The organism is Pseudoalteromonas spongiae UST010723-006, from assembly GCF_000238255.3.
Classification (GTDB): domain Bacteria; phylum Pseudomonadota; class Gammaproteobacteria; order Enterobacterales; family Alteromonadaceae; genus Pseudoalteromonas; species Pseudoalteromonas spongiae.
In genome coordinates this window covers 461,253-474,217 of record NZ_CP011039.1, presented here as the reverse complement: position 1 = coordinate 474,217, position 12,965 = coordinate 461,253, and the positions used below count along the sequence as shown (strand labels likewise).

Here is a 12,965-nt window from a genome sequence, read left to right as displayed (position 1 = left end):
AAGTAACCTCAGATGCAAATCGCGGATATGCCGCTGATGATTTGTCTTTGCTTAAACTGTAGCGCTTTTACTATTCCTTACTCAAACCAGAATTAAATGACTAATATGGAAATAGAAAGCACTTATTTCAGCATAACACTTAAATCATTTTCAAGCTCAGTAAAGGCACGCGTTATATCTTGCAATAAATCCTCTCGTGCAACTGATTTTTGAATAGTGTCATCCACTTTTTTATAAATATACTGCTCCTGATCTTCATCTAGACCCATCAGTGGAATCCGATCTTCAAACTCCTCCTGTAATTCTCTAAAAATCGCCTCATTCATTTCATGGCTTAGATTAAGTACACCCACTAAATCTTCAAATTTATCGCGAACCATAGAAAATGCTTGCCGCAATTTGAGAGTTTGGTTGCTTAATTGTTTGCGGGTTAAAATGGCGTCGAGCTGATGCTCTGTTACGCCAACAACAAAACAAATATTATCGCGAATACGGCCCAGTTTTTCAGGGTCATCATTTGGCAGATTCATAATGAGTAAACTAACCCTTGGGTAATTTACTAAGATTCTCGGCATAAACTCATATAAACGCCCTTTATTTTGCAGCAGTTCGAATAACTCAACCACCATAGGTGAGCAAATGCCTTCCGAACTATAATGCGAACGATTGTTTTTGGTGCGAAACTCGATGCTCGTTTTAAGACCAAAACCACGCATACAATTTATGAGTGCTTGTGCAAGCTCTTCTTTCTCATCAATTTTACCGATTTGCTCCACGTACTGTACTATGCTGCCCATTTCACTACTATTAGCCATTGCATTAAACGCAGTGTCAGTAGCATCTTGTAGCTGTTGTTCGAGCATACGTTTGTTTTCGACTACCTTAAACAAAGTGTCTAATTTGCCTTGTAATTCTTGTTGGCCAAACGGCTTCACAATATAATCTTCAGCACCAACATTGTAGCCTTCGATGCGCTCTTCAACAGAGCCTCTAGCTGAGACAAACATCACGGTAATATTAGATGTTTCAGGATTTTCTTTTAGGCGCCGACAAACCTCATAACCATCCATATCGGGCATGCTTACGTCTAGCAAAATAACGCTTGGGTTGATTCTTTGAACTACCTCTAGGCATTCAGGACCGCTTGCTACACAATGCAGATCGTAATGCTCTTCCAGTATTTCCTCGATTATTTCCAAATTAAACGGTTCGTCATCAACAGCAAGTACTGTGTTTGAATTCATGACTTACTCCTTGTTTTCCATTAATTTATACTGAACTAGATTTAGCTTAGTCAAAAGTATTAGAAACTGGCAAACTAACAAATACACTTGCACCTTTCTCAAAGTTATTTTCGGCCCAAATACGGCCGTGGTGTAAATCGACAAACTCTTTACAAATCGCTAGACCAAGCCCTGTACCACCTGCCCCACGATTGGTTTTACTACTTTGTTCAAACTTGTTAAATATTGTTTCTAGCTCTTCATCTGGTATACCTAGTCCACTATCTCGTACAGCTAATTGCACCATGTCATTGTGATGGTCTATCACGACTTCAATTTCACTGTGTTCATCGCTAAATTTAATGGCGTTGCCAAGTAAGTTACGGATCACTTGCGCGATTTGGTCACAATCGCAATCAACAAAAAACGGATCTTTTTCAGGCACAAAATGCACATTTATTGTTTTTGCCAATAGTGCGCCCGACATATCGTCGATGCTAGTTCGCACTAATTGATTCAAATTATGCTTGCTGGGATTAAACGGAAACTTACCCGCATCTAATTTAGATAGGTCGAGTAAATTGTTTAACAAAGACAGAAGTCGCTGTCCTGAACTTTCGATACGAGAAAGGTATTTGTGCAGTTTATCTTTAGGAATTGGTTCGCTATTGAGTTTATCCAAACCAAATTGAGAAAAGCTCAAAATTGAATGCATTGGCGTTCGCAACTCATGAGACATATTCGCTAAAAATTCCGACTTACTTTTGTTAGCAAACTCAGCTTGGTTTTTCGCGGCCTCAAGCTCCTGGGTACGAATATTTACTTTTTCTTCAAGTAATTGCTTTGCTTCTTCTAGTAGTTGCTGTTTGCGCTTAAGATGAGCAATATTTTTTAAAATAACCGCTGTCGATGGCTCACCATGTACGTCAATCTCACTAAATGAGCCTGAAAACGGCACTATGTCATCTTTTGCCGTCGTCACTACAAACTCAAAATTAAACTGAGTTTGGTAGCTGGCAATATTGTTTTTTATTTCATTTGAAATAGTGCTGTCTAGCAATTCAAAAAATGATAAGTCATGAATTTCATCTTGCTCTCGGGCAAATAAACTTAAAAACGCATCGTTCGCCTCTAAAATCGCGCCGTCGTTGCTAAAAATAGCAATCGCATCTGGTGTATTTTTATAGATAACACGCAATAAACTATCTTTTTCGATAAGTGCATCAACGGTATCTTGTAGCCGAGATACCAGCTCTTGGTTGCTTTGCTCCAGCTGTTCATTGTGCCAAAGCTTATAGATTGCTTGTAACAACACACTTTCATCAAGTGGTTTTTCAAGTACATCATCCACTCCTAACCGCACCGCTTCGATTAACGCACTTTGGTGTGGCTTTGATGTGATGAGTATGCAGCGACAATCTTGGTTGATAGATTTTATTTGCCTAAATATATCTATGCCAGAGAGATCTCCCATATTAAAATCACTTACAAGTAAATCAATTTGGTGTAGCGCTGCACGCCCAATTGCTGAGAATTCATTATCAGCGGTGATAACATCAAAATGTGCGCCTTTTAAGCTCGACTCTAAGCGACTTAGGCGACTTTCGTTATCGTCAACCAATAAAATTTTAGGTAATTTAATATCAAGATTAGCGGCACCTATCGCTAACCCTTCTTCAAGTAGGCCTATAACTTCCTTATTGTTATAAAATGGGTGAATTACCAAGGCGCGAGGCAGTGCATTAACCAGTTTTGTAAAACTATCACTGAGTTTGCTTCCCTCTACATTAGGGGCCAATAAAAACACATGCACATCACCATATAACTGCTGGGTTTGCAGTACTAATTTCTCGGGGACGCCTGAGGCAAAAACAATTGCTTCATAAAATGTGGGTTCGCTACTAGGTTCAAAGTCGCTGTAATGATGTAGGTCTACTTGGCACGTCAATAACTCCAGTAAAACTTTTAAGCGCATTGCCAAAACACTTGAGTTATCTAGAATTAAAATCCTTTTTTGCATGTTGTTTTTGCTGTTTTCGCTGTTGACATAAATTAAGCGTAGTTCGCTTTTGCGATAAACTCATACTCGACCAAGATAAAATCTCTTCTAACGTACGAAAACACCCTAAACATACGTCATCCTCATTTAAGCAACAATTTTCAACACACGGACTTTTAACGGTTTGTTGCGGCATAAAATTTAGTTTATTTTCATATTTTTGCTTACTTATAGTTTAGAACATTGCGATATACTCGCTGTAAATAACGCGAATAATTGCGGAGAAATCATGAAAAAAGCACTGTTACTAGCGACGACTTTCGCCACCACTTTAACAGCCTGTGATCTTGCAGAAGATCCTAAGAAGGCGTTGGAACGTCAATATTTTGCAGAGCACCAAGAGTTACAAGAAGTAATTGAAGCGATCCGTGCTCAAGGCATTGAAGCCGTTAAACAAGGCTCCGAGGCAGGCTCAGTTGCAGCATGTGTTGCTGGTAAGCTAGATGCAGACCCCATGGGCGCATTAGTTGAGGTAGAAGGTGCATTGCAAGATTCGATGGATTTATCTCAATTCATTGAAACACTGTCAAACCTATCTGAACAAGAGCTTTCTCTCGAAAGCCTGCCAGATCTTATCCGCCAAGGTGGCGATGTATTAACTTACGTAAAGCATATGTTATCGCAGTACGATGTTGCTGAAATTCAACAGCAAGCCTCTGAGTTAGTAGCGAATGGTAAAACAAAAACACAAGATTTAGGGCAGCACCTACGTTCGCTTGTAGAGCAATGTGAATAAGGATTGTTGTATCTTGCGTTAATATCACTAAATATTAGTGATGCTAATTCAAGTAAAATAAAAAAATGGTCAGCAATTGCTGACCATTTTTTATTGATTAATTATTATCAGGGTCGTCTTCAGGTTTTGTTTTAAACACCTTTTCCGGTGGTGGCTTAGGCGCCCAATCAGGATCGAGCTGTAAGTTAGAAAATGGTGACGATTTTTCACTGTCATCTTTATCAGCTTCGCTGTCTTGATCAGTCTTGTTAAATTCATCGTCAATTTCATCATTTACTTGTTCTTTTAACGCACGCCAGCTTGATTTAGGCTGTTCATCTTGCGCTTCACTTTCTACTGAAGGCGGTAAAATCTGCTCGTCAGATTGCTCATTCATTTGCGCTTTAATTGCACGCCAACCGCCTTGATTCACATCGCTGCTATCATTCTCTGTACTTTCAACGCTATCACTGATAGTCGGCTGATTATCAACTAGGTCTTGCTCTAGTGAATTGATATCAAAATCATTAAGATCTTGTTGTAAGCTTGTGTCAGACTGCTCATGAAGATCGTTATCAGCTGATAAATTAGCCATCTCTTGATCTAATTTGGTTTCAACTTGAGCTAACATATCCGCATCGTCGCGCGCTGGTAATTTTGGCTCTTCATCAAGAGAATTATCCTTTTGCTCTAACCCCGACAAAAATCCCTTACCCGCAGCAAGGCTTTGCGCCAACTCTTCTTCAAGCGAATATTCACCATCTGATTGCTCGTCGTTTTCTGCTGATTTGTCGTAGTGATTTAAATAATCAAACATACCGTCATCAACTGCTCGTTTTGCCGCACGGCGTTTAAACTCAGAATGAGGAACCATATTTTCAGGCGCATCGTCATCAGCTGACTTAAAATAATCAGGGTCAGTGTATGCCGTAGCGGGTTCACTGCTATCTGGTGGCAATAAGCTATCATCATCTTGAGATTGAACTTCAGATTGACCTAATTCTTCCTGTAACGCGTTGGAGTGAGTAAGCGCTGCACTGTCATCCATTAGGTCGTTATCGAACGTATTTTTAGTTGAGTCATCATTATCCAAACCTGATGCACCGGCCTGCTGCGTAGTGGCTTCGTTAAATGGCATATCGAATGAGTCATCAGATGAAAATGATTGCGTTGTTTTTTTGAATTCTGCATTGGTATCAGGCGTAAAGTCATTAGATAAATCGTTTTCCTCTGACTCTAAACTACTTTCGTCTGAGGTTGCGCTTGGCTGTTCAGTTTCATTATTTAATAGCTCTGCGTCCTGTACGCTTAGTGTTGGAGGTTGCGTTTCATCATCGCTAGTTTTCGGAGTTGCACTGCTAATATCGTCTAACTTTTCAGTAAACTGTTTTGCTTTATTGAGAATTGCATCAAGCTCAGCAATATGGTCAACCGCGGGTTTGTCTGTCTCTTCTGCACGATGAATATCCTGATTATCCGGCGTAATTTCAGACACTGAGTTTTCATATGAGCCAGGTTCTGGGTAAACCGTTTCTTGCTGCTTTTCTTGCATTTCTTGTTCGGCAACTTCCGCTGGCGATGGCGCTGAAGTATCAAATTTAGGCTCATTGTGACGAGTCATATTCTCTTCGCGTTGACGCTCTTCAGCGCGTTTTTTCTCTTCTCGCTTCGCTTCGTTGTGGCTATCAATCAACGCCATCCATTCGTCAACTTGCTGGTCGCTAAATCTCAGCTCTTTAAAGCCTAGAATGTATGGATTCACTTGCTTTTTATGCATCACTACAATTGGAAATTGTGATTTAAATACCGCCATATCGTTAAACGCGACAATCGGCTCTATTTCATCATTTAATCCTAAAATCTGCGCAACGGCGTGACAGCATTGATTCACTACTTGTAATGGGCTCTCAAAACCAATAAGTTCTTCCCCAACTTGCTCTTTCCACTCTGGTAAGGTTGCGCTACCGATAATTGCGCCGCGCTGCTTTTGCGGCAGTACAACGAAAATGCCATATTGCGATGCTATAACACTGTCTAATACTACTTCCTGACCATTTGCGAGTGTTACTTCAACACGTTGACGACGGAAGTATAAATCTGGGTCGAGTGCGCCTTTTGGTAACTTGTTCTTTTTCTTTTCAGCAACTTTTGAGCCCATTGCAGCAATGTCTTTTGACATTTCTTGGGCTTTTTCTTTGGCTTTCTCTTTAATTTCGTCCATGCGTGAACGCACAAATTTCACGTAGACAAATATGGCAACCAACACAACAAGCAATAAAATAATCGGCAGCATCATCGCTTCTAATAAGCTCGATTCTTCTACTGGAATATCATTTTGCCAGGTGACAGGTGCTCTTTTAACTGGCGCAGCAGGTTGAGCTTTAGGCGTTTCTTTTACTTCGCTTTGCGTTTTTGAGTCAATTTCAACGGTCTGCTGTTCGTTACTATTGGTTACTTCTCCGTTGTTAGTTAAATCATCACTAGCATCTTCTTTGGTTTCAACAGTTTGTTGTTCTTGCTGCTTAGCTTCAATCGCTTCAAATCGCTCTTGTGCTAAACGCTTTTCTTCTTCGCTTAAAATCGTTTGTTGCGTTTTTGCGCTTTCTGTTGCTTTATCTTCAACTACTTCAGGTTGATTACACAGGCGTTCGTAGTCACGCTGAGCTCGGCGATAGGTTGGGTGGGTTTTGCTATGCTGATAATTGCTCATTTGTTGTTTCAGCAATATACAAGCAGCTGAATTGGCATTACTTTCTGACGAAAAAAATGCACAAAATAACACAATAGAAAGTAATAAAACTCTAACTTTACCCATCGACTATGTAACCAAACTTTAACCAAATTAACGACTTGTTATAAGCTTACGCATTTCACGCATTATTGCCAATATATCCGTTCGCTAATTTATCGAATTAAAGCAATATTTTTGATTTAAGTTCAGGTATATAACCCATGAATAGTTCAAATTAAACAATAAAAGCTTTTTAGAACGCTTGGTTATACAAAAAATAAAGGAGGATTTACGAATTAACAGTTGTCGTTGACTTAACTAAAAACAATATCAAAGGGAGCTGATGATTTGTCACAATTACGCTACTCAAGACCGAATTTTTTATTGTACTGTTCAAGTGCTACCTGTACGCGATTAACAATTTCTTTGTCGGTTTTTTTACTGAAGGCGATGCAGGCTGAACGATCACTTACATTTGCTACTTCGAGGCTTCGCACAACGTCTGTATATTGCCGCTCAACTCCCTTTAACGATTCAGACATTTCCCATTCAGATTGCACCAAAAAATCCACTCGCCCTGCAAGAAACTTTCTTAATTCGGCGCTAGGATCGGCTGACACATCCAAATGTTGCCCTTCAATAAAACCTTTTTCGAGTAAGGTTTCATGGCTACGTGCATTTCGCCCTACTGAAATAACGTAGTTTTTTGCATCGTCAAGTGACGTAACGTTAATATCATCACGTGTTGCAAGGTGAAAGAAATACACTTTCACCGGAGCCATAAGCGGACATGCCCATTGGTATTTATGCTCTCGCTCTGGCGTTCTAAAAATCGAATAGATAAGTGTATTTTCATCGTTTTCAGCCATCCTCATGGCACGCGTCCAAGGGTAGCTTCGAATATCATATTTGTATCCCAAGCTATCGAGTATTGCTCTTACTTTTGTTGTTGAGCGGCCAACGATAATGCCGTTATCGTCGGTATAATTAAATGGTCGCCACTCTTCAGTGACAACCGCCAACGAAACCTCATCAGAGGCTTTCAGTTCATAACAAAATAGTAAAAGTAATACTGCCGCAATTGAACGCACTAGCGAGTAGCTCCTTGCTTTATGTTGCCGCTTGGTTAGCTTGCGACTCTTTTAAAATAGACATTTTCGGCGGCTGAAGTGCAATAACAGAGTCGCCCTCCTCCGGTTTTTGTTCACCGCCAATTTGCACTGGTTCGATAAATTTTTGCTGACGCCAAATAAACAACGGAATTGCGTCTTTATTTACTTCCAAATAATCTTCCCAAGTAAATGCGTCAGCAATGCGTGTTGCACTGACTTTACCTCCTTTCGCTATCATGCCGGAAAGACGCGCAAACGTAGCATCTTGTGCAAATAAATTCTGGCGCGACAAGAAAGTCGCACTGTCTTTGTTTGCTTTCGCGTGCACATCAGATGATTTCAATGAAAATACTTTATCCTCACCGATTAAATGTGCGAAATGTTGAATACCTAATGCGTTGTAAAGGCGGTTTGGCGATAAGCCTAGCACTTTACTAATGTCAGTTAACGGCAAATAACGCTCAGCATGCTCTGATTGCGGGTTACCGTAATAACAAGGGAAACCATCCATGCGCGCCATTTTGCAGTTTTCCCATGCAGGATCTGAAAGGTAAACACTCACACCGATATCTTTGAGGCCCCTTGCCACTTCGCGTGCCACATGGTTTGCACCAATAATCAGTACTGTTGCTGGTTCAGGCTGGCGCAGCTTTAACAACTTGGTAAGTGGCACAGCAGTTAAACTTTGCAAAACAACCGTCACAATAATAACGGTAAAGATAAGCGGTACTAACTTCTCAGAAGTAGGCACACCGGCCTTAACCATACTAAGCGCAAATACAGAACCTACCGCGGCAGCAACAATACCACGGGGAGCAATCCAGCTAAGTAATGCACGGGCGCGATAATTAAGGTCTGACCCAAATGTTGATAACAAAATCGACAGCGGACGTGCCACAAACAACACAAATGCCATAAAAATAAGAACATTAGCACCAAGTTGTTTAATATCGTCTACATGTAATCGCGCTGCGAGTAAAATAAACAAGCTTGAAATTAAGATCATTGATAAATCTTCTTTAAATTCAAGCACAGCATCAATTTCTAAGTCATCTTGATTCGCCAGCCAAATACCAAAAACGGTTACAGCAAGTAATCCCGATTCGTGGCTCAGGTAATTTGAAACACTGAAGGTTGCTAATACCAATGCTAAAATACCAAATTTATGCAATTCATACGGTAGCCATTGACGGCGAATTAATAAACTTGTAAACCAACCGGCAAAGAGACCCAGTGATAACCCCACCACTAATGTCATAAACAACGCGCCAAGTGTGTGGTTAAAAATACTTTCTTGGCCTGTCAGCATAACTGCTTCGAATACTAATACGGCGAATAAAGCACCTATAGGATCAATTACAATGCCTTCCCAACGTAATACTTTATCAATGTCTTTATGCGGCCTCATCGCATTTAATAAAGGTGCGATAACCGTTGGGCCGGTTACAACTAACACTGCGCCAAGTACAGCAGCCACACGCCAATCGAGACCTAACACAAAATACCCAGCACAGCCGATCACCACAAACGATGCCAACATACCGATGGAGCACAGGTTGCGCACGACTTTTTCGAGCCCTTTTAATTCTCTAAAATGGAGGGTAAGTGCACCTTCAAATAAAATAACGGCAACAGCTAAGGAGATTATCGGAAACAGTAAGTCACCAAATAACGCATCTGGGTCAATTACATTAAAACCAGGCCCTAATAAAAGACCGGTAACAAGTAGGAATAAAATAGCTGGTACTTTAAAAATCCATGCTAACCACTGCGCTGCTACTGAAAACAAAGCAACCAGTGCAATATATACCGCTGACATTGAGAATTCACAAATTTATAAATTGAATATTACAATAGTATATCTTGGATAATTAATTCTATAGCTTTTTTCACAATAAAATTTTATTTCAAATCAAGTGTATTAACGTTTGTTTCACACACCACCACTTGCATTCTAAAACACTCTCACGCTACAGTAATCGCAACGATTTTAGCCGTATTTTCAGCCAAATATTTCATGTTAAGCGCCAGCGATAAAGAAAAAATTGAACTAGAGCATCAAGCAGCCAAGCTCTTTTTACGCCTATTTGAAAAACAATTTAGCTTACCCATGCGCCATATTTGGCATAACCAACCGAGTAAACCTGATGTAAGCTGTTACCAAGGCGAAGATAAGCTCGATATTGAAATTGCCCACCTTTACGGTAGCGAGAAAGAGGCAATGGCAATTCTGCACCGCGAACTCAGCAGCGAAACCAAAGACAACCTAAAAGCGCTTCTACTCGAACCAATAGAAACTCGTTTAACAAAAGCTCTGCAGCGCATTTTAGCTAACAAAGCATTAAAACATTATGATTCTAAACGCGTGTGGCTGGTGATCCGCAACGCAAATCCATTTTGGCGCAATGACGATATTCAAGCCCTGCAACATCATTTTGCTATGCCAACCCCGCACCCATTTGAGCAAGTTTGGATTATTGGCGATATGCAAGGCCAATCTGGTTTAACCCAACTTTACCCCTAGGGGCTGTTGATCGTTACAATTCTATTCTTGCTCTCTATTGAGCGTTTTTGTTGCAGCATTCAATATGTGGCTAAGCAATCTATGCGAATATCAAGTAACCCTGTATATCCTTCTCACGCCCCTAATTGACATTCACCTAGCCAACAATGAGAAAAACATACGCAAGAGCACCTTTGGAAAACACTTGATTGACCAATGTAAATTAATTTGTTGTAATCATTTTAATTTGAAATTGAATACAATATACCAATGAAAAGATTAACGCTGTTATCCAGCTTTTTATTTACAACTTATGCCTGTGCAGCTACGCCCAGTGTGAACGACGTTTTAGTCAATGTGAAAAATTGCAGTAAAACCATCGTACTGCGCCATCAAGCACTTAGCAAAGAACAAGAAAACGCTGCATGTAAAATGCTGTCAGCGCAAGAAGCACGTTTTCATAGTGTTTTTAATACTCAAGATAAGCCTGTAGCGAATGATAATAATCACCGCTTGCGAGCCAATATTTATCAAGATCGCGATGCCTATGTGCGATATGTAACTGAACACTTTGATGTTCCAAGCGATAATGGCGGCATGTATTTGGAAGGTTTACCGCATTTACCCAATAACTCAGCTGAATTCGTCGCTTACCAAAAGAAAGGTCAGATTTGGAATTTAAGCCATGAATATGTGCATTATCTGGATGGCCGCTTTAATATGTTTGGTGACTTTTGCGCTAACCTACATGACTCTCATTCGGGCCCAGAATACTGCCCAAAACCAGCACCGTTATTACCTCACTTAGTGTGGTGGAGTGAAGGTATTGCTGAGTACATCGCAAAAGGTAAAGATAACGAACGTGCAGTAAAAGCAGCAAAAAAACAAATCATTCATCTAAGTGAACTATTTAACACCAGTTATGAGCAAAATGGCGGCTCGGAACGCGTTTATGTTTGGGGTTATTTAGCATCGCGCTATATGATGGAAAAACAGCGCGACAAAGTTGAACAAATGCTGGCACTAACGCGCAAAGGTCAATACACCCGCTACCAAGCGTTGGTAAAACAATGGGGTAAATCAATGGATAATGATTTTAGCCAATGGCTTGCAGAGCTTAAATAGTAACTTATCTAAGCTATACCTAGGGTCTGTTGACCTTTCAAGTTCGTTTTTGCAGCAGTTTGATTGGGTTTTATACAAGGCAGAGGCTGCGTGGCATAGTTATTCTATGTAAGTCAGCCGATAACACAGTAGAAAACCCAATCAAGCGCTGCCGAATGGTTCTTTTGAGCGCACTTTTCTCATTGTTGCTCGATATTCGCTTAGATTGCTAGGCCACATATCGAGCGCCGCGATAAAAGCACGCTCAAGCAGAACAAAAATAGAACAGCAAAGTTCAACAGACCCTAGCAAAGGCTTTAATGTTAAATATTAAAGCCTTTTTTAAACTTAATTTTCGCCTACTCGCTTACCTAAAATCGTTAAACTGTATTCTTTATCATCCATTTTTGCCACATTTGGCAACTCACCCCAAACGGCAAAATCATTTTTAATAAAAAGTCGCATGCTGGGTGTATTGTGGCTAAAAATAAATGCCAACAAACTTTTGATTTGAAGCTTAGGTGAAAGAGACTCTGCAAACTGCAATAACGTTTGCCCAATCTGCTTACCGCGCTGATTGCTGTCAACATAAATGGCAATTTCAACAGTACCATTATATGCCGGGCGACCGTAAAACGACTTAAAGCTTAACCATGCAACCACCTGTTCATTATCTTCAACAACATAAATTGGCCGAGTGTCAGTATGGCTATCAAACCATGCTTGTTTACTTGCCACTGATTGTGGTTCGGTATCCGCGGTTACCATTCGACTGTCTATCGTTTGGTTATAAATGTCGACTATTGCGGGTAAATCGATTTGTTTTGCTATACGCGTTTTCATTTTTAGTTCTAAATAAAATTGTCACTGCCAAGCCATAGTATCACTCGCCAAGACCTGATATAAATAACTAAATTTCATATTAAGCGAGAGCTACTTATGCAACTTTATGGTTCGCTAACCTCCCCTTATGTACGCCGCCTTCGCGCATTGGCTATCGAAAAAGATATTGAATTACACTTTTTAAACCTTAATATTTTTGCCGAGAAAGACCGAGAAACCTTAGTTAAACTCAACCCAACGCGAAAAATTCCTATGTTACTTGACGGTGAGCAGGTGATTTTTGATTCAAACGTTATTTACCGTTACTTGGCCCAAAAATTAGATTTCACCCCGTTAAGCTGGAACCAAGAAAATACACTAACCCTAATTAACTCTGCGAACGATTCTTTGGTTGAGCTTTTAATTTGTCAGCGCTCGGAATTCGACACCAATGACGACAAACTGTTTTTCAATTTACAACGTGAGCGTATAAACGGTGTTTTATCAGTGTTAAATGATGCCGCAGAACAAGGTACATTTAGCGATTATAACTACGTTGCTATATCACTATTTTGCTTACTAGATTGGATTATCTTCAGAAACTTAACCGATTTGACTTGCTATAGTGCGCTTCAAGTATTCCATTCAGAACATAAAAATCGTGCTTCGAACATAGAAACAGCACCAAGAGATTAG

11 protein-coding genes are annotated in these 12,965 nt (G+C 40.2%); 4 read left to right on the top strand and 7 right to left on the bottom strand.

Annotated features, from left to right (window positions below):
* Positions 1 to 122: 122 nt before the first annotated feature.
* The 3 genes from PSPO_RS02230 to PSPO_RS02220 are packed head-to-tail and all read right to left on the bottom strand — an operon-like array spanning position 123 to position 3,418.
* Positions 123 to 1,244 carry a response regulator gene (locus tag PSPO_RS02230; RefSeq protein WP_010561070.1) on the bottom strand — a complete coding sequence of 374 codons (1,122 nt, stop codon included), beginning with the start codon at positions 1,242 to 1,244 and terminating at the stop codon, positions 123 to 125.
* 46 nt (positions 1,245 to 1,290) lie between these two features.
* On the bottom strand, positions 1,291 to 3,243 hold the full coding sequence (locus PSPO_RS02225; RefSeq protein ID WP_010561071.1) for a hybrid sensor histidine kinase/response regulator: 1,953 nt from the start codon (positions 3,241 to 3,243) through the stop codon (positions 1,291 to 1,293).
* The gene (locus PSPO_RS02220; protein ID WP_010561072.1) at positions 3,215 to 3,418 is read right to left on the bottom strand and encodes a DUF1289 domain-containing protein; all 204 of its coding nucleotides are present in this window, start codon (positions 3,416 to 3,418) and stop codon (positions 3,215 to 3,217) included. Before PSPO_RS02220 ends, PSPO_RS02225 begins: the two co-directional genes overlap by 29 nt.
* Before the next feature lie 93 nt (positions 3,419 to 3,511).
* Between PSPO_RS02220 and PSPO_RS02215 the strand changes: the two genes are divergently transcribed.
* A complete protein-coding gene (locus tag PSPO_RS02215; RefSeq protein WP_010561073.1) occupies positions 3,512 to 4,018 on the top strand; it encodes a hypothetical protein in 507 nt (168 codons plus the stop codon).
* A 97-nt stretch (positions 4,019 to 4,115) separates the two neighbouring features.
* Here the strand turns inward: PSPO_RS02215 and PSPO_RS02210 are convergent, their stop codons facing one another.
* From PSPO_RS02210 to PSPO_RS02200, 3 genes are all read right to left on the bottom strand, one after another.
* Positions 4,116 to 6,707 (bottom strand): hypothetical protein, encoded by a 2,592-nt coding sequence (locus tag PSPO_RS02210; protein WP_148665221.1) that lies wholly within the window; start codon positions 6,705 to 6,707, stop codon positions 4,116 to 4,118.
* Positions 6,708 to 7,090: 383 nt separating this feature from the next.
* Positions 7,091 to 7,819 (bottom strand): substrate-binding periplasmic protein, encoded by a 729-nt coding sequence (locus PSPO_RS02205; protein ID WP_010561075.1) that lies wholly within the window; start codon positions 7,817 to 7,819, stop codon positions 7,091 to 7,093.
* 19 nt (positions 7,820 to 7,838) lie between these two features.
* On the bottom strand, positions 7,839 to 9,659 hold the full coding sequence (locus PSPO_RS02200; protein WP_010561076.1) for a cation:proton antiporter: 1,821 nt from the start codon (positions 9,657 to 9,659) through the stop codon (positions 7,839 to 7,841).
* A gap of 198 nt (positions 9,660 to 9,857) precedes the next feature.
* On the opposite strand from PSPO_RS02200, the gene PSPO_RS02195 reads away from it, so the two are divergent.
* Positions 9,858 to 10,364, top strand: coding sequence for a hypothetical protein (locus PSPO_RS02195; protein ID WP_010561077.1), 507 nt, complete (start codon positions 9,858 to 9,860; stop codon positions 10,362 to 10,364).
* 249 nt (positions 10,365 to 10,613) lie between these two features.
* Positions 10,614 to 11,468, top strand: a complete 855-nt coding sequence (locus PSPO_RS02190) for a collagenase (protein WP_010561078.1) — start codon at positions 10,614 to 10,616, stop codon at positions 11,466 to 11,468.
* A 327-nt stretch (positions 11,469 to 11,795) separates the two neighbouring features.
* Here PSPO_RS02190 and PSPO_RS02185 read toward each other — a convergent pair whose 3' ends face one another.
* Positions 11,796 to 12,290: a GNAT family N-acetyltransferase gene (locus PSPO_RS02185; protein ID WP_010561079.1), complete on the bottom strand. Its 495-nt coding sequence runs from the start codon at positions 12,288 to 12,290 to the stop codon at positions 11,796 to 11,798.
* 96 nt (positions 12,291 to 12,386) lie between these two features.
* On the opposite strand from PSPO_RS02185, the gene PSPO_RS02180 reads away from it, so the two are divergent.
* Entirely contained in the window at positions 12,387 to 12,965 is a 579-nt protein-coding gene (locus PSPO_RS02180) for a glutathione S-transferase family protein (RefSeq protein WP_010561080.1), read from the top strand.